Origin of the sequence: Alistipes sp., from assembly GCF_020026455.1 — a bacterium.
GTDB lineage: Bacteria > Bacteroidota > Bacteroidia > Bacteroidales > Rikenellaceae > Alistipes.
The window spans coordinates 53689-71014 of sequence record NZ_JAHHQJ010000006.1 but is presented as its reverse complement, the minus strand read 5'-3'; the positions used below and the strand labels follow the sequence as shown (position 1 = coordinate 71014).

The following is a 17326-nucleotide window of genomic DNA, read 5'->3' as shown; positions in this document are numbered from 1 at the left end:
TCCCTCAGAATTTGAGCCGCAGGCTCACGTTGACGGCAAAGTTCTGAATGTCCTGCCCGGGTTTGGGTGCGCGGTGCGTGAGCCGCCAGATGCAGTCCACGCGGAAGAGCTTGAAGATGTTCTCCACACCGAACCCCGCCTCGACATAAGGATCCGACACCGAGGTCATGCCCGCGGGGAAGCGGAGGTCGGCCTGTGTTTCGGCCGCGGCTCCGTTGTTTTCGCGCGAGAGCGTTCCCCATACGCCCTTGCAGACCAGCACCTCGCGCCATTTCAGCTTCTTGATCAGCGGCAGGCGGCCCAGCAGCACGCCGTTGAAATGGTGCTCCCAGAACCACGATACCCATGCGTCGGAGGCGAACTCGTAGAAATTCATGCACGAGAAGGCGTAGGGGTCGTAGAAATAGGTTCCGTTGCCCTCGTGGAGCTTGAGCAGCTGGTAGGGGACCTTGCCAAAGATGCGTCCGCCCTGCACCGTGATGTCCGAATACCCGATCGGCGGCAGTTCCGGGCGGTAGCTGAGGCTCCCTTCAAGGCGGTAGTACTCGCAGCTGCCGTGCAGTGCATCGGGAATTCCGGCCGAGACTTCGAGCGTCAGGATGGGGTAGACCGACCCCATCGACTGCTTGTCGAAGGGCATGCGGTAGATCGTTTCGTTTTTCGAGAGCCGCAGGCCAACGTGCACCGCGGCGTCGGAAACCGAGTTGACGGGCGTGCCGTCGGGCCGCAGCATCGGCACGTAGCGGTTGGCGAAGATGCGCTGCATGCGCACCCCGGCGAAGGTACTCACGCCGTGGCACCACTCGTGTTCGTAGACCGCTTCGCCGCGGTTGACCATCGAGAGCCGCTGGTCGCCGCGCGAGAATAGCGACGAGAGGATGTTGCTCTCGGTCAGCGCATTCTGTCCGGATCCGAGCTGCATCACGTCGTGCCGTGCCGTGAGGGTCAGTTTGCGTGTGAGGTGGGGGTTGAAGGCCACTTCGACACTGCCGCCGCCCTTCACGTCCTCGTCCCGCGTGCCGTAGGCCACGTAGGCCCCGATGCGCACCTTGCGGCTCACGTTGGTCGTCGTGCGCCCGCCCAGCTGCATGCGGAATCCCTCCAGTTTGTTGAAACTGGCCAGTTTGTAGTAGGGGCCGATGCCGATGTATTTCGTGTTCCAGTAGCCGACGATCAGCGTGTTGATGAAGGTGTAGATGTTGCGGTAGAGCGGCACGTGCTGCACCGAGTCGACCATCGCGTAGATGCCTTTCTCCTTTTCGCTCAGATTGTAGGGGCGCACCTGCTCCCAGAACTCCTCCCGGCTGTGTTCGGGTTGCTCGTCGCGCACCACGACGTTGTTGTCCATGTGCAGCACCTCGTCGGGAATCGGCTCGTCGATGCGCACGTCGCTGTAAGCCACCTCGCGTGTGCCGATGAACGAGACGAGTTTCGACGAATCGGCCGCCGAGATGGAGAATTCCGCCGACACGCGGTCGCGGTCGCGAAACCAGCGGCCCTTGTCCGACGGTCGGTTCTCGTTGTCGAGCATCAGGTGCTTGATCCAGTTGACGTTCACACCCTTGGGCATGCGCGCCGAGGCCGACTGGAGGGCGTAGGACGCCGAGTCGATGTTGATCTCTCCGTCGAGCACCGGGGTGGTGAGGCGCTTGGGATGGAAGCGGATTTTGTAGACCTTGCGCCCGTCGGTCATCATGCTGTCGACCAGAAAATAGTTGTAGAACGCGCGCCCTCCGTCGGCAAGCGGGCTGGCGAAGCGCACGTTGAAGATGTCGATGAAGTTGTCGTAGAAATTCACGTCGCCATGCATGCCTCCCGTGAACTGGGCCACGCCGAAACTGTTCTCGACCCCCGAGATGCGGCTGGCGCGGATCACCTCGCGCTTGAAGGCCGGACGGCTGCTGTGGTAGAGGTCGGCCGTGGATTCGGAGATCATCGCCGGGAGGTAGGCCTGGCCCGTGAGCGCCGAGGTGTCGACATAGTCGAAGACGAAGCCGAAGTTGCGCTGGAGGCGGCGGCTCCGGAACTGCGGTTTGATGTTCGTGAGGTCCAGCTCCATCTTGGTGTAGGTGCGGCAGCTGTAGGTGTCGTAGCGGTCGGGGTCGTTCCGCGGCTTGTTGCGGATCACACCGTCGAGAATGGGGTAGGCGGGGTTTTCTCCGGGGGTGATGACCACCTGCCCGATGCCGAACTCCACGGCTTCGAGGACGAAATCCACGTGGTTGAAGGCTCCCCTTGTCAGCGGCAGGGTCCGTGTGGCGTAGCCGACTATCGAGGCCTGCACGCGGCTGACGGTGTCGCGGGTTTCGAGGGCGTAGATTCCCTGCTCGTCGGTGGTGATTCCGGTGGTGGTTCCGGGGAATACGATGCTGACGAATTGCAGGGGCTTTCCGTCCGCGGCATCGGTCACCCGTCCACGAACACGCGTAGTCTGCGCCGAAGCGCCTGCGGCCCAGAGAAGTCCGGCGAGCAATATGAGTGTCCGTTGCAGCATGATCAGACAAATTTAGCAAAAAATGAATGTATTCGTGTAATTTAAACTACCTTTGCGGCAGATAAGAAGACGAAGAGAACAATATGGCACACGTAAAAGTCGAAAAGACGAATGCCGCGCGGCTGCTCGACCGCGCGAAGATCGCCTACCAACTGGTTCCATACCGCGTGGATGAAGAGCACCTTGCCGCCACGCACGTCGCCGAACAGCTGGGCGAGGACATCGCGACCGTTTTCAAGACCCTCGTTCTGAAGGGCGACCGCACGGGCTATTTCGTCTGCGTCGTGCCCGGCGACCACGAAGTGGACCTGAAGGCCGCCGCGAAGATCTCCGCCAACAAGAAGGTCGATCTGATTCCGATGAAGGAACTGCTGCCCGTGACGGGCTACATCCGCGGGGGCTGTTCGCCGATCGGCATGAAAAAGGCCTTTCCGACCTACATCCATACTTCGGCCGCCGATCTGCCTTTTATCTATATCAGTGCGGGGGTGCGGGGGCTGCAGCTCCGGATTGCCCCTTCGGATCTGGCGGCCTGCGTCCGGGCGACATTCGTCCCGATCAGCCGCAAAGAATAATCGGGGCATCCGCCTAATCGGATCATGCTTCTTGGGCTTGGCGGGTCGGCAATCCCGGCCGGCCCTGTTGCCCGGCTCGCCGCCTTGGCTCCGGGTCCTGTCTGCGGCCGACCATGCTGCGCGGCGCCTTCTGCTGCCGGCTACCTTCCGGCGTACATTTCCCGATAATAGCGCTCGTATTCTCCCGAGGTGATGTCGTCCATCCACTCCTGGTTGGCAAGGTACCACCGCACGGTCTTTTCGATGCCCTCCTCGAACTGCAGCGAAGGCTCCCAGCCCAGTTCCTCCTTGAGCTTGCGCGAGTCGATGGCGTAGCGCAGGTCGTGTCCGGCCCGGTCGGTGACATAGGTGATCAGCCTCTCCGAAGCCCCTTCGGGCCGCCCCAGCAGGCGGTCCACCGTCCGGATGATCACCCGGATCAGATCGATGTTCCGCCACTCGTTGAAGCCGCCGATGTTGTAGGTCTCGCCGTCGCGCCCCTTGTGGAAGACGAGGTCGATGGCCCGGGCATGATCCTCGACATAGAGCCAGTCGCGGACGTTTTCACCCCGGCCGTAGACCGGTAGCGGCTTTTTATGGCGTATGTTGTTTATAAACAGCGGTATGAGTTTCTCCGGAAACTGATAGGGCCCGTAGTTGTTCGAACAGTTCGTCACCACGGTCGGGAAGCCATACGTGTCGTGGAACGCCCGTACGAAGTGGTCCGACGAGGCTTTCGATGCCGAGTAGGGCGAGTGGGGGGCGTAGCGGGTCTGCTCGGTGAAGAGCGTGTCGTCGAAGGGCAGGGCCCCGTAGACTTCGTCGGTCGAGATGTGGTGGAAGCGTCGGCCCTCCCAGGCTCCGTCCCAATGCTCCCGCGCGGCCTGCAGTAGTGTCAGCGTCCCCATCACGTTGGTTCGCGCGAAGGTGAACGGATCGCGGATCGAGCGGTCGACATGGCTTTCGGCCGCGAGGTGGATGACCCCGTCTATGTCGTACTCCGCAAAGAGGCTACGCATGGCGTCGTAGTCGCAGATGTCGCCTTTGACGAACGTGTAGTTCGGCTGCTTTTCGATGTCCCGCAGGTTTGCGAGATTGCCGGCGTAGGTCAGGCGGTCGAGGTTGACGATCCGGTAGTCGGGGTACTTCGCGACGAAGAGCCGCACGACGTGCGAGCCGATGAATCCGGCGCCGCCGGTGATCAGGATATTGCGTTTCATCTCGGGGCTTTTTGTTGATTCAGTCGTTTTCGTGCCATGCGTTTTTTCCGTCGGCGCCACCAGTACATTTTGGCGGTGTATTTCAGGATCAGGGGAATGCGTCGGCAGCCGATCAATTCCCGTTTGAGACGGTATTTCGGGTCGAGCCAGCTCCCGGCACAGTGGTGGAAGGCCCTGGTCCGGAATCGGAGCAGACAGATGCTGCTTGGCAGCAGGCTGTTGCCGCCGATGTAGATCCCCCCCCCGTCGAGCACCTGCTCCTTGTCCAGATAGCGGAATCCGTGGCGTTCGGCGACCTTGGCGATGACCAGCGGCATGGTCAGCTCGGTGTGCAACGTGCCGTCCTCCTCGCGGAAATGGTGCCCCTCGTAGAAGTCCATGCATTCGCGGATGAACCCGGAGCCTTTTGCCGCGCCCATGATGGCTGCCTGGAGTCCGTATCCCGGGACGAAGGCGTCGCGGTCGACGGGAACGCCCTGCGCATCGACCGGAACATCCGCATATTTGTATTCGCTGGGATTGTATTCGCTTCCGGTGAAAAAGTCGTAGCCCAGCAGGCTGTCGAACGATCGGAGTACCTCCACGTCCGAATCGAGGTAGATGCCGCCCTCGGTGTAGAGGGCATAGAGGCGGATGTAGTCGGCCGCGAAGGCCCATTTGCGTTCGGCGACGGCCTCTTCGACCCATTTGACGGCATGGATGTCGAAATTCTCGTGTGTCCAGCATTTGAGCGTGTATTCCGGCATGCGGCGCTTCCAGCTTGCCATACACTCCTGTAAAAACGGCGGAACGTCCTCGCCGCTCAGCCAGCACCAATGGATGGTCTTGGGGATTGGGGTGTTGTTCTTCATCACAGCATGTTTTTCAGACAGTAGAGCATCGACTCCCGCCAGTGGGGGATTTCCAGTCCGAATGTCTCCCTGATTTTGCTTTTGTCCAGCACCGAGTAGGCCGGACGGGCGGCCTTGGTCGGGAATTCCGACGTGCGGCAGGGGCGGATGCGGCATTTGTCGTGCCCGACGGCTGCGGCAATCTCCGCGGCGAAGTCGTACCACGAGGCCACTCCCTCGTTCGTGAAGTGGTAGAGACCCTCGTTCCCGGCGAAATAGCCCCCTTCGACGATCGAGAAGATCGTCATGGCCAGGTCCCCGGCATAGGTCGGCGTTCCCGTCTGGTCGAAAACCACACTCAGGTGCTCCTTTTCGGCTGTCAGCCGGAGCATCGTTTTCAGGAAGTTGCTTCCGTATTCGGAATAGAGCCACGCCGTGCGGAAGATCAGGTATTTGCATCCCGACTCCGCGACGGCCCGCTCTCCGGCGAGTTTCGTGCGTCCGTAGGCGTTCAGCGGAGCTGTCGGGGCCTCTTCGGTGTAGGGGCGATGGGCCGTGCCGTCGAAGACGTAGTCCGTCGATACGTGGATCAGCGTTGCGCCGTTGGCTGCGGCGGCCCGGGCGAGGTTCTCCGCCGCCCCGCGGTTCAGAAGGTCGGCCGCCTGCTCGTCCTCCTCGGCGCGCTCCACGTTGGTGTAGGCCGCACAGTTTACGATCACTTCGGCGCGGAGCTGCGCCACGGCCTGCCGGACGGCTCCGGCATCGGTGACGTCGAGTTCCGCCACGTCGGTAAAGGTGTAGTTGTTGGGCGATACGGCACTCAGCCGCTGCATTTCACGGCCCAATTGGCCGTTGGCGCCCGTTACGAGTATGTTCATGGTCTGTCGTATTCGAAAAGTTCCTGTGCGTCGGCCAGCTGCGGGTGCCGGCGGTCCTTCTCCGAGAGGAGAATTTCGCCGGACGGAAGCTGCCAGTCGATCGCAAGTGTGGGGTCGTTCCACGCGATGCCGCCCTCGCTGCCGGGGGCATAGTAGTTGTCGCATTTGTACTGGAAGACGGCCTCGGTGCTCAATACGGCGAATCCGTGGGCAAATCCGCGGGGGATGAACAGCTGGCGCTTGTTCTCCTCGTCGAGCAGTGCGGCGACGTGCCGCCCGAAGGTCGGCGATCCGCGGCGGATGTCCACCGCCACATCGAGCACCCGCCCCCGGACCACGCTCACCAGCTTCGCCTGGGCATGTTCCCCCTTCTGGAAATGCAGGCCCCGGACCACTCCGTAGTGCGATTTCGACTCGTTGTCCTGCACGAAGCGCACGGGGCCGACCAGTTCGTCGAAGCGCCGCTGCGAGAAGCGCTCCATAAAATAGCCCCTTGCATCGCCGAACACCTCCGGTTCGAGGAGTACCACGCCGGGGATCTCCGTTTTGATCGCTTTCATCGTTTCGATTCTTCGATTACCTTCAACAGATACTGCCCGTATTGGTTCTTGAGCATCGGCCCGGCCAGTGCGCGCAACTTCTCCTCCGTGATCCAGCCGTTGCGGAAGGCGATGCCTTCGAGACAGGCGATCTTCAGCCCCTGCCGCTTCTCGATCACCTCCACGAAGATCGAGGCTTCGGCCAGCGAGTCGTGCGTGCCCGTGTCGAGCCATGCGAATCCCCGCTGGAGGAGCTGCACTTTCAGAGCTCCGTCGGCGAGAAAGGCCTGGTTCACCGAGGTGATCTCCAACTCGCCGCGTGCCGAAGGTCTGATCGTTTTGGCGACCTCCACGACCTTATTGGGGTAGAAGTACAGCCCCACCACGGCGTAGTTCGACTTGGGAACGGCGGGTTTCTCCTCGATCGAGAGACAGTTGCCCGCCTCGTCGAACGCAGCGACACCGTACCGCTCGGGGTTCTCGACCCGGTAGCCGAAGATCGTCGCCTTGTCCGCCTCCTCGGCGTTGCGCACGGCCTCCCGGAGCATGCCCGTGAAACCCGCCCCGTGGAAGATGTTGTCGCCCAGCACTAGGCAGACCGAATCGCTGCCGATGAACTCCTCGCCGATCAGAAACGCCTGGGCCAGTCCGTCGGGCGAGGGTTGCTCGGCATACTCGATGCTTATGCCGAAGTCCGAGCCGTCGCCCAGCAGCCGCCGGAATCCCGGGAGGTCGGCCGGTGTCGAGATCACGAGTATCTCGCGGATGCCGGCCAGCATCAACGCCGAAATCGGATAATAGATCATGGGCTTGTCATAAATGGGCAGCAACTGCTTGCTCACGCCTTTCGTGATGGGATACAGGCGTGTGCCCGAGCCTCCGGCCAGTACGATACCTTTCATTGTCTTGCGTCGTTGATGCCGCCTGCGGGCCTTTTCTGCGGGCCTTCGGGCGGATAATTTTGATCGAAGGTACTGCTTTTTTGCGAAAATCCGATCGTCGGGCCTGTTTTTTTGCAAAGAGCCTTTATCTTTTCCGGGGCCGATTCAACCGATCGGCCGTGTGATCCCCGCTGACGCAAGCCGGCTTTAGGGACTCCGGATTTTCGCGGATCTGTCTCTCTTCGATGCGGAGTGTGGGATTCCGGCCGCAAGGCATGGCATCCGTCGATAAAAAAACGGGACGGATAAAAATCCGTCCCGTTTCGGGTTATTGGATGAATTTGTGCAAAAGTGACTTTTCCTTCATGACCGATTCGTATTCCTTGCCATTTCCCTTGTAGAGCAACTGCCTGACGGAACCTCCGACGCGGTGGTCTTCGAAAAGCAGGCGGGCCGACGAATTGTCCGAAATGTCGTAAATGAAGAGCGACGCTTTCATCTCGCCGGGTTCATCGGCATTCTCTGCGGCCACATAGAGCGTGTTGACATCATACCGATTGAAGACGATCTGTTTGATCTCATAATTCCCTTCGATGGCAATGTAGGGTGCCGTGTCGAAATTTTGGCCGTCGTAGTTGAGCCGGTAGATGGCATTTCCCCTGGAATAGTAGAGAATGGGTTTGATGGGGTTCACGCCCAAAGCCGAGGTCGGCAATATGTGCCCCGAAGCATCGATCGTGCCGAGAGTCTCTTCCTCGACCCCCATAAGATCGGCCGGAGCGGAAAAACGATATACCGTGACCTGATTCCCGTTGGCCGTAATGGCCATGACATGTCCCGGGTCATAGCGTCCGTTGTAATACAGGCCGTCGCATGCGAATAAGCCGATTGCGTCTCCGTTGCATGTCGTTTCGCTCTCCAGCACGGCCGAGCCCAGCACGATCGGGACATAGAGCAGTTTTTTCTTTTCCAAATCGAAATAGACACGCACCCGATCGTCGTATTCGGTGATCATCGAGCAGGTATAATCCGCGATTCGGGCTCCGTCGGGCAACTTTTCGTACTCCCCGGGCCGTACAAACGTCTTTTCGGATGACATGATATACTCTTGGCCGGCACCCGTAAAATAGAGTTCGCCCTGCCACAGAGCCTCCTGCACACCCAGCGGGCAGTGGATCCTGTTGGGATGAAACTCCCCGTTTCCGTCGTATGTGATCTCGGTCTTGACTTTCATGTCGTTCGTGTTGAGCGTATAGACTTTGGTCGGATTGGACGAACTGATCACCACATCAAAATCTCCGTTTTCGACCGATGCCGCGGTCGGCTGTGTGATACCTTCGCCTTTCCAACACAATGCAAGCGCATTCTGACCCAGGGCGAGGGTGGGATTGTTATCCTTGAAGGCATGGGGGCTGACGGGTGTCTCCATGATATCGAGCCGTTTGAATGAGAGCATCGCTCCCCGGGTCGTTTCGCTCAGAAGCAACAGGCCGCGGTCGTAGGGGGACGAAACCCGCAATGTGAAGTCGACGATTTTGGCACCGGTCGGGCTGCTGGCCTTGAAATAGCCGTTGAATTCGCCCAGCTCATCGCACTTGAACGAAAGCTCCTTCTCCGTGCTCACGGTTTTATAGCCGATGTTCCATTCGTAGGTCACATCCGACGCTGTTTCTGAAGAAAGCCGCACCTCCGGCTTTATCTGCAGGTATTCGTGCAATCCCCGGGAATAGGAGGTCTCGAGTCCCGTTACGGCTTCGACCTGTGTGGGAACGTGCTTTTCGTCCGAGTCTTTGCTGCAGGCTGTCAGGCCCAGGCTGATGAAGGCTCCGAGCAGCAATAATAGATAATTTTTTCTCATGGGTTTAGATTTTTATAATGCGTTTCTGAAGTCCATGCTCATACGGGCCATTCCGTGTCGGGAAAAAGGACGCCATATTCGGGGTGACGGGCGAAATACTCCCGTACCTCCTTGAAAACCCGGAGGATGGCGAATTTGTTTTCCCGGATGTCCTGGTCCGAAACGGGCCTGCCGTACAACTCGATGAATTTTTGGTATTTGCGTATGTCGTACTCCCCGATCCATCGGGACAGTTCGTTCCACCAGTTGGGGCAGTCGAGGCGATTGGTGAAACAAACCCTGAGGCTTGTGTATTCCGATACTCCGAGCTTGAAGTTGGCGCATTCCTCCATGTATATCGAGAGCGTATGGACCTTGTCGTCTTCCAGACGGAGGCGGTGGATCCGAATCGGAAGCGACATGGCCGAAGCCCCTGCCGGCAATACCGGATCGGACGGCAGCGGGTCATAATGTATCCCGGCCTGGGCGGTTGTCCGCGAGGCATCGATCCCGATCCGGAATTCGCGGTCGTAGCCGACGGGCGTTCCGATGATCTCAACCCCGATCCGCAAGGTCGTGTCGGTTATCGAGAAGGGCTCTGCGCCGAATGAGAAATAGAGGGAATCGGACGTGAAGTTGATTCTTGCCGTGTCGGTGTAGGTGAAACTCTCGGACCGATTGCACGAAAAGGCCGATGCCGCGGTAAGCAGGGCGAGGAGTATGCGCAGGGTTGTTTTCATGATCGATCAATTGATTCCGTCGGCTTGTTCGCTTTCGGGCAGGGGTAAAACATAGGTTGCATCCGTAGCCGGATGATCGTTGCCGTTGACTCCGTCCAGGGGCAACCCGAAGCGTTTGTATGTGAAAAATATTTGTCCCTCGCCCCAGTACTCCTTGACGATCTCGTTGATCAGGATTTCGCGGAATGCGTTCGGGGTGGCGATATCCGTCGGATGCAGCGGATGCAGACCCCGTGCGGTCACCACCTCGTTCAGGAAATCCAGAGCCCGGGCCGGATCCTGACCGTATGTCGATTCGGCTAAAATATAGTAGAGCTCGGGAATCCGTATCAGATTGATGCCGGGGGTGCGTCCGGCCGGGATGGCCTGTTCGTCATCGTAATGCTTGTCGTAGAGCTTGGTCAGCAGAACCACCGAGCGCTCCCATTTCGTGCGGGTGAAATACGCCTGGTAGCGGTAGTCGTTATGGGTTGCGGTAAACGATCCCACCCGGAAGATGGACTGGTAATTATTGCGCACCATGCCGAATTTTCCGGTCAGCCGGGGCGGACACAAACAGGTGCGGACATCCAGATAGGCTCTGGGGGCATGCAATCCCCACAGACACTCGGTTTGGGCCGTGTAGCCCATGAACAGATTTTTGACCTGCTCCTCCCTCACCAGCGAGAAGTCGCCGGATAACGCTTCGCGGGCGTAGCGTGCAGCGGCCGCATGATCTCCGGCCCAATTGTAAACCCGGGCCAGCAAGGCCGCCGTCGCATGGCTCGTGATGTAGAGTTCGCGGGGAGTACGGCCGCTCATGGGCGCAGCCTCGCGCAACAGCGCATGCGCTTCCGTGAGATCGGCGACGATCTCTCGGTATGTCTCAAAAACGGTGCTTCGGGCTACCGGAGTGATCGAAAAGTGTTTGACATAGGGGATGGCCGCCTCCTCTTTTCGTTCAAACCCGGGGGCGAAGAGTCGCAGCAGATCGAAATGGACGAAAGCCCGTATGGCCAGCGCTTCGCCCTTCATGCGGGGCAGGTTCGGAAAGTTCCGTCCCGGCATGTTGTCCAGGATGCTGTTTGCGGCTGCGATCGTGTTGTAGGCCTTGGACCATATGGCGTCGATCTGCGCCCGCACGTCTTCGTCCCTGTATTTCAGGTCGTAGGTGCGGGTCAGCGTCGTCTCGCTCGTTTCGTAATCGTTGTAGTACAGTTGCGCGATCTGATCCACGAATCCGAATGATAGCTGTTTCCCGTAGAGACTTCCGTCGGCCAACGATGCGTATACGCCGTTCATGGCGTCGATGAATCCCTGCTCGTTTTCGAACATCTTGTCGTTGTTGACGATTCCCGGAGTTTCGATGTCGAGAAATCCGCATCCCGATAACATCCAGACGCATCCGATCATCCAACCCTTCCAGCAGGCGTAACCAAGGCAAAAGTGCTTCATAACTCAGATATTCACGGTGAGAGACATTTGAAATACCCGGGCAAACGGATAGTCGAGACCCCGTTCCCGCCTGACCGTTGACAGGTTGAAGAGATCGCCTACGGAGGCGGCGATGCGTATTTGCCGCAGGCCGATTCGGCGGCAAAAATGCTTCGGGAGGAGATACGACAACTTCATTGAAGAGCCTTCGAGAGCATATTCGGTCGCAATGAAGCGGTCGGTTGGGGGAGTCGTCTCCCGGTTGGCTATGTTTTTGTAGCGGGCGCGGTCTCCGGGGGCCTTCCATCGGTCGTGAAAAACCCTCCGGTCCGCATTGGCCGTCGGATCCGCTCCCTCGACTTTGGTGGCCAGGGTCTGATTGTATACCGTTGCGCCGAGTCTGTATCCCAGACTTACGGAGAGATTGAAGGCGTAGAGATCGAACGAGAGGCCTATCGCACCCTGGACTTTGGGAGCCGTATCCCCGACAACCTGCTTGTCCCGATAGTCGTACTCGTAGGTCAGCCGGCCCTCGCGGGTGATGAAGACTTCCCGACCGTTGGCCGGATTGATTCCTGCCGAGCGCATGACCTTCAGTGCCGTCATGGATTCGCCTTCTTCGTAAAAGGCTGCGGGCAGCGACGAAGTGGCATTCGCCTCGTTTTCCTTATTCTTGTTTTTCAAATAATCGCTGATGGCCACGATGCGGTTCCGGTTGTGGCTCATGTTGGCATAGAGATTCAGACTCGCGTCTTTTTTCCGGAACAGATTGCCTCTCACGGAGATTTCAATACCGCTGTTGCGGATCTTGCCGAGGTTCTCCATGGCATTGGGGAATCCGATGTGGTCGGGTTTTGCGATGGCCATGACCAGATTGTTGGTCGTGTCGTAATAGATGTCGATGCTTCCGTTGATGCGATCCTGCCACAAGCCGATATCCAGACCTATGTTCCGTTTGATGCTCCGCTCCCACTTCAGCCTCGGATTCACCATCGATACGGGGACGGCCCCTATGCTGCCGTTGTAGAGCAGTCCGGCGTCGTAGCGATAGGCCAGTTGTGCCTGATAGGCATTGAAGCCCGCGTTGCCCACCAGTCCGATGCTGGCTCTGAGTTTGAACAGCGAGAAGGGGGATGATTCGAAAAAACGCTCGCGATGGAGGTTCCATCCGATGCCGATCGCACCGAACGGGGCAAATTTGTTGTCGGCCCCGAATTTCGAGGACCCTTCGTATCGGAATGAAGCATCGATGAAGTAGCGGTTTTTCCAACTGTAATTGGCGCTGAAAAATCCGCCTAACATCCGGGAAAGCTCCTCGCTTCCGCCGGGGCGTCCGCTTTCCGCATAGCCGATTGCCATGGACGGATGTTCCAGTTTGTCGGAAAGGACGCCCAGGGCCTCGAACGAATGACTTTCAGACCGCGACGATTCGATGTTGACCCCGGCGGTCATGGACAGCAGTCCGTCGTCCGACGCGCCGCACGGAATGTTCCATACGATGAATGCATTGCCGGACAGGGTGTTGTTTGTTCCGTTGGCCACGCTGAAACTGCCCCGTTTGGCCGCATCCCGATCGTAGAATCGCTTGGATAGCGGCGAATGGAAGGTTTCGCCCTCGGTGGTCGATCTGACATACGAGATCGAGGTTTCCACCCGCAGGGAGGGGCGTATGTTCCAGCGGATGCGGAACGTGTCGATGAAATATCCCGAGGCATTTCGGATATAGCTGTTCAGCCGCTTCTCGTAGAGCGGGTTGGCGGCGTTGAAGGCCAGGTTGTTGTTCAGCGACCGGTCTTCGAGATAGGGTGCATCGTAGGGATTCAGTCTGGCATAGTCCGAGAAGCTGCCGTAAGGCACATCGTTCGAGGCGTTGCGGCTCACCGACATGATGTTCTGAAAAAACAACTTTTCCAGATTGCCGTAGGTCAGGTTGATGCGCAGGGACGCCGTGGTTTTGTCGGATTTGTCCATGACTCCGGTCGTGGCGTTGTAGCTGCCCGATACGTTGTATCGGAAATCCCGGCTTCCGCCCGAGAGGTTCAGACTGTGAATGTGGTTCAGCCCGGTTCGCAGGGCTTGTCGCATCCAGTCGGTATTGACTCCGGCGTTGACCCTTTCGAGCCGTTCATAATAGGTCTTCTGCTTGTCGACGTCGCTGCTTGAACTTCCCGAAAAGTCGCCGTACAGACCGGCCAGACGTTCGTATTCGAGTTTCTCGCCCGCATCGAGCAGACGGTAGTCCGACAGGTCGGGAACGCTGACCTGGAAATTCCCCGTGTAATTGACCTGCAGGCGTCCGAACTGCGTGGGGCGCGTCGTGATCACCACTACGCCGTTGGCGGCTTTGGAGCCGTAAAACGAGGTTGCGGCAGCGTCTTTCAAAACCGTTATGGATTCGATGTCATCGGCCGGTATGTCGAAAACATATCCGATGTCGACCTCCGTACCGTCGAGGATGAACAGCGGGACGTTGGTCTGGTCGCCTTCGATAAAGCTGCTTCGTCCCCGCAGGACCATGTCGGGGATGTGGTTGGGATCGGAGCCGTTGGCGATGTCGTCGAAGAGTCCGAAACCCGGGGTGCGCAGCTGGATGATGTTCAAGACGTTCGTGTGGACCATTTCCTCGATCTCCTGACGTCTGACCGTATGGCTTGATCCCGTATAGCTCTCTTTCTTCTTGTCGATATAGCCGGTTACAACCACATCGGACACCTGCTCCACGGCGGGCTTCAACCTTATTTCATAATGGTTCTTCGCCCGGTCGATCGTCTGCCGAAACGGCTGGTAGCCCAACATGCGGACCTGAAATTCCGTGGCTCCCTGGGGGCAGTCAAACGTGAAGTTTCCTTGTGCATCGGCTATTGTTCCATGAGGGGTTCCGCTTCGGTCGCAGGCGACGATGTTGGCTCCGGCGACCGGATGGTCCGACTCGTCGAGGACCTGGCCGCCGAGTTTGAACTGTTTTCCCGGTGTTTGGGCGGTAGTCTGTACGACGGACAGGATGACCGACAGAACAAGCAGGAAGCAGCCTGTTTTACGCAATAATCCCTCCATCCCCATGTTGGCACGTAGCATGTGCGAGAAAAATTTTGCGGCAAAGATAGTTTGGTCGGCCGTGCGTTTCAATCGCCAAAAATACTGAATCGACAATTGCGAAATATACCTATTTGTTGGGGTTTTATTTCGATCTGGAAGACTTAACTTTGAGGCCTTAAATCTGAACTTTTATGTTTCGTTTCATTGCCATTCTTTGCGCCTTGTCGCTTTTTGCGGCATGTACGGCCGAAGATTTTACGCAGAGCGAGGTTGCGATCGAACCTCCTGCAACAACGAACAGCCATTCGGGACGGTTGCGCATCAAGTTCCGCCCGGACATGGAGCCGGAGCGGATTCTTGCGACGCGCAGCGGCCTTCATACGGGCGATTCGGTGCTGGATGCGGCGCTTCACGACCTTGGAGTCGAGCAGATGCAGCGGGTGTTTCCTCCTGCCGGACGTTTTGAGGAACGGACACGTCGGGAGGGACTCCATCTGTGGTACGATATCCGTTTCTCCGACAAAACTCCGCTTACGAGAGCCTCGTCCGGTCTGGTCGATTTGCCCTGTATTGATAAGGTCGAACCGGTGTATGCGGCCCGTCACATCGATTGTGACGTGTCGGTTGTGGCGGCTGCGCCCCGGAATCCCGTTCTGGGGAGCGGACCGTTTCCCGTCAATGATCCGGGTCTTGCCAGGCAGTGGCACTATTATAACGACGGATCGTTGGAGGATGCCCTGCCCGGAGCCGATATCGATCTGTTTCGGGCCTGGGAGGTCACGACGGGAAGCAATGAGGTCGTTGTTGCCGTGGTGGATGGCGGAATTGACTACAAACATGAGGATTTGGCCGGGAATGTCGGCAATTGGGCCGAACTGAACGGCGTCGAGGGGGTGGATGACGACGACAATGGATATGTCGATGACCTGTATGGGTGGAATTTCATTCATACCTTCGATGCGCCCTACGGTACCGCCCGGATTACTCCCGTTGAGCACGGGACGCATGTGGCCGGGACCATCGGTGCTGAAAACAACAATGGGATCGGCGTCTGCGGGATTGCCGGAGGGCGCGGAGACCATTCGGGAGTCCGATTGATCAGTTGCCAGATGTTCTCGGAGAACCGGAATGACAACGGGGACGAGGTTGCGGCGATAAAATACGGAGCGGATGCCGGGGCAGTCATCAGTCAGAACAGCTGGGGCTATTTGAATGTGTTCCAGATGCCGGAGGTTACCAGGGATGCGATCGATTATTTTATCAAATATGCGGGAGTCGATGAGGCGGGGAACCAGGTCGGCCCGATGAAGGGTGGAATCGTGATCTTCGCAGCCGGGAATGACAATCGGAATTACAAGAGTTATCCGGCCTGTTATGAAAAAGTCGTGGCCGTATGTGCGCTTGCTCCGGATTACAGGAAGAGCTGGTACTCGAATTATGCGGACTGGGTGGATGTGGCGGCCCCGGGCGGGACTTTTCGCGACAAAGGGCGCTATTCCGACGAATGTGCGGTATACAGCACGCTGCCCGGCAATGCATACGGCTATATGCAGGGTACTTCCATGGCATGTCCGCATGTTTCGGGGGTTGCGGCCCTGGCCGTCTCGAAACATGGGGGAGCGGGGTTCACTCCGGATAAGCTGCGCGCCTATCTGGAGCGGAAGGCCCGGCCGGTCGAGACCTGCAATCCGGGTTATGAGGGGATGCTTGGATCGGGACTCATCGATGCCTATCTGACCTTGTCCACGGATCACGGGATTGCCCCCGATCCCGTATCGGACCTTACGCACAGCAATACGGTCGGCGAAGTGGAGTTGAAATGGAGCGTTCCGGCCGATGAGGATGACGGCTCCGCGACATCTTTCATCATCCTGTGGCGTGTGGGAACTCTGAATCATCCCGATCCCGATCACCTGTCCGACGATACCTTCCTGGTTGAGGTCCCGGCACGGGGAAAGACGAAGGGGGATCCCATGTCGCATACCCTGACCGGGATTGCCGAGCAGACCCGCTATACGGTGGCGATCTTTGCCGTGGATCCGTGGGGCAACCGCTCCGAAGTCAAGTCGATATCGTTCGGCACCCCTGCCAACCAGCCCCCTGTCCTTGAGGCCGAAGATGCGCAGGATCCCCGGATACCCTACAATACGACCCGGGTGGTCTCGTTTCTGGTAAACGATCCGGACAGCTTCGGCTTTACGTTCGAATTGGAAGATCCGTCGGGGAGCATCACTCCGTCGAAGGACGGGAACCGCCTGTTGTTGTCGGTCTTCAACTATAAACGCAATCCGGGTACATACACGGCGAAGATCACGGTCTCGGACAGTTTCGGAGCGTCGGCCTGTGCCGACTTTCGGTTTGAGCTGCAGCCCAATCAGCCCCCTCGGCTCGTACAAGGCTTTACGCCGGTCTATCTGGGTTCGCTTGATGAGGTGACGGATTTCATGCCTTCGGCGGGATTTGCCGACGAGATTCCCGAGACGCTTGAATACCGGATCGACTACGACCGCGATATGCTCCACCTCCGGCCGTGGAACGGCGGTTACCGGATCATGCCGCTGCGTTATGGGGTTTCGCAAATCACCGTCCGGGCAATGGATGAGGACGGGCTCGGAGCGCAGGATTCGTTTACGGTCTTGTGTCGGGACGACTCGCGCGAACTGGATCTGTATCCCAATCCGGTGAAAGATCTGCTGAAGATCCGTATGGGCCGGGATGTGGAGGGCGAAATCCAGGTGTCCGTTTACGACGTGACGGGAGTTGAGGTGCTTGCCTGCAAGGCGGAAATTGCTCCGACGCGTCCTGCCGAACTGAATCTTTCGTCGCTCGGCAAAGGCACTTACACCATCCGGATTCGCTCCGGCAATCTCTCTTTTGTTCGTTCCATCGTTAAGCAGTAGGCAG

General features: G+C 58.4%; 12 protein-coding genes. 2 read left to right on the top strand and 10 right to left on the bottom strand.

Features of this window, described 5'->3' with window-relative positions; all coding sequences use genetic code 11:
* Window positions 1-4 precede the first annotated feature (4 nt).
* Complete coding sequence (locus QZ460_RS05055; protein ID WP_290540497.1) at window positions 5-2494, bottom strand: DUF5686 family protein; 2490 nt, start codon at window positions 2492-2494, stop codon at window positions 5-7.
* Window positions 2495-2577: 83 nt separating this feature from the next.
* On the opposite strand from QZ460_RS05055, the gene ybaK reads away from it, so the two are divergent.
* Window positions 2578-3069, top strand: coding sequence for a Cys-tRNA(Pro) deacylase (gene ybaK / locus QZ460_RS05050; RefSeq protein WP_290540496.1), 492 nt, complete (start codon window positions 2578-2580; stop codon window positions 3067-3069).
* A 140-nt stretch (window positions 3070-3209) separates the two neighbouring features.
* On the opposite strand, the gene rfbB is transcribed toward ybaK, so the two are convergent.
* The 9 genes from rfbB to QZ460_RS05005 all read right to left on the bottom strand — a co-directional run bounded on the left by rfbB (window position 3210) and on the right by QZ460_RS05005 (window position 14461).
* Complete coding sequence (gene rfbB / locus QZ460_RS05045; protein ID WP_290540495.1) at window positions 3210-4268, bottom strand: dTDP-glucose 4,6-dehydratase; 1059 nt, start codon at window positions 4266-4268, stop codon at window positions 3210-3212.
* Window positions 4265-5119 (bottom strand): glycosyltransferase, encoded by an 855-nt coding sequence (locus tag QZ460_RS05040; RefSeq protein ID WP_290540494.1) that lies wholly within the window; start codon window positions 5117-5119, stop codon window positions 4265-4267. Before QZ460_RS05040 ends, rfbB begins: the two co-directional genes overlap by 4 nt.
* Complete coding sequence (gene rfbD, locus QZ460_RS05035; RefSeq protein ID WP_290540493.1) at window positions 5119-5976, bottom strand: dTDP-4-dehydrorhamnose reductase; 858 nt, start codon at window positions 5974-5976, stop codon at window positions 5119-5121. Before rfbD ends, QZ460_RS05040 begins: the two co-directional genes overlap by 1 nt.
* Window positions 5973-6536, bottom strand: coding sequence for a dTDP-4-dehydrorhamnose 3,5-epimerase (gene rfbC, locus QZ460_RS05030; RefSeq protein ID WP_290540492.1), 564 nt, complete (start codon window positions 6534-6536; stop codon window positions 5973-5975). The genes rfbD and rfbC overlap by 4 nt, the downstream gene beginning before the upstream one ends.
* Window positions 6533-7417: a glucose-1-phosphate thymidylyltransferase RfbA gene (gene rfbA / locus QZ460_RS05025; RefSeq protein ID WP_290540491.1), complete on the bottom strand. Its 885-nt coding sequence runs from the start codon at window positions 7415-7417 to the stop codon at window positions 6533-6535. The genes rfbC and rfbA overlap by 4 nt, the downstream gene beginning before the upstream one ends.
* Before the next feature lie 307 nt (window positions 7418-7724).
* A complete protein-coding gene (locus QZ460_RS05020; protein ID WP_290540490.1) occupies window positions 7725-9254 on the bottom strand; it encodes a hypothetical protein in 1530 nt (509 codons plus the stop codon).
* Window positions 9255-9292: 38 nt separating this feature from the next.
* Entirely contained in the window at window positions 9293-9973 is a 681-nt protein-coding gene (locus QZ460_RS05015) for a DUF4843 domain-containing protein (protein ID WP_290540489.1), read from the bottom strand.
* Window positions 9974-9979: 6 nt separating this feature from the next.
* Window positions 9980-11407, bottom strand: coding sequence for a RagB/SusD family nutrient uptake outer membrane protein (locus QZ460_RS05010; RefSeq protein WP_290540488.1), 1428 nt, complete (start codon window positions 11405-11407; stop codon window positions 9980-9982).
* 3 nt (window positions 11408-11410) lie between these two features.
* Window positions 11411-14461: a SusC/RagA family TonB-linked outer membrane protein gene (locus QZ460_RS05005; RefSeq protein WP_290540487.1), complete on the bottom strand. Its 3051-nt coding sequence runs from the start codon at window positions 14459-14461 to the stop codon at window positions 11411-11413.
* Window positions 14462-14613: 152 nt separating this feature from the next.
* Between QZ460_RS05005 and QZ460_RS05000 the strand changes: the two genes are divergently transcribed.
* On the top strand, window positions 14614-17322 hold the full coding sequence (locus QZ460_RS05000; RefSeq protein ID WP_290540486.1) for a S8 family serine peptidase: 2709 nt from the start codon (window positions 14614-14616) through the stop codon (window positions 17320-17322).
* Window positions 17323-17326 lie beyond the last annotated feature (4 nt).

What these genes read in the sequence shown, in the direction of transcription:
- ybaK (WP_290540496.1), top strand. Translation starts at nt 2,578, where the DNA reads ATGGCACACGTAAAAGTCGAAAAGACGAATGCCGCGCGGCTGCTCGAC.
- QZ460_RS05000 (WP_290540486.1), top strand. Translation starts at nt 14,614, where the DNA reads ATGTTTCGTTTCATTGCCATTCTTTGCGCCTTGTCGCTTTTTGCGGCA.
- rfbD (WP_290540493.1), bottom strand. Translation starts at nt 5,976, where the DNA reads ATGAACATACTCGTAACGGGCGCCAACGGCCAATTGGGCCGTGAAATG.
- QZ460_RS05005 (WP_290540487.1), bottom strand. Translation starts at nt 14,461, where the DNA reads ATGCTACGTGCCAACATGGGGATGGAGGGATTATTGCGTAAAACAGGC.
- QZ460_RS05055 (WP_290540497.1), bottom strand. Translation starts at nt 2,494, where the DNA reads ATGCTGCAACGGACACTCATATTGCTCGCCGGACTTCTCTGGGCCGCA.
- QZ460_RS05010 (WP_290540488.1), bottom strand. Translation starts at nt 11,407, where the DNA reads ATGAAGCACTTTTGCCTTGGTTACGCCTGCTGGAAGGGTTGGATGATC.
- QZ460_RS05020 (WP_290540490.1), bottom strand. Translation starts at nt 9,254, where the DNA reads ATGAGAAAAAATTATCTATTATTGCTGCTCGGAGCCTTCATCAGCCTG.
- QZ460_RS05015 (WP_290540489.1), bottom strand. Translation starts at nt 9,973, where the DNA reads ATGAAAACAACCCTGCGCATACTCCTCGCCCTGCTTACCGCGGCATCG.
- rfbC (WP_290540492.1), bottom strand. Translation starts at nt 6,536, where the DNA reads ATGAAAGCGATCAAAACGGAGATCCCCGGCGTGGTACTCCTCGAACCG.
- rfbA (WP_290540491.1), bottom strand. Translation starts at nt 7,417, where the DNA reads ATGAAAGGTATCGTACTGGCCGGAGGCTCGGGCACACGCCTGTATCCC.
- QZ460_RS05040 (WP_290540494.1), bottom strand. Translation starts at nt 5,119, where the DNA reads ATGAAGAACAACACCCCAATCCCCAAGACCATCCATTGGTGCTGGCTG.
- rfbB (WP_290540495.1), bottom strand. Translation starts at nt 4,268, where the DNA reads ATGAAACGCAATATCCTGATCACCGGCGGCGCCGGATTCATCGGCTCG.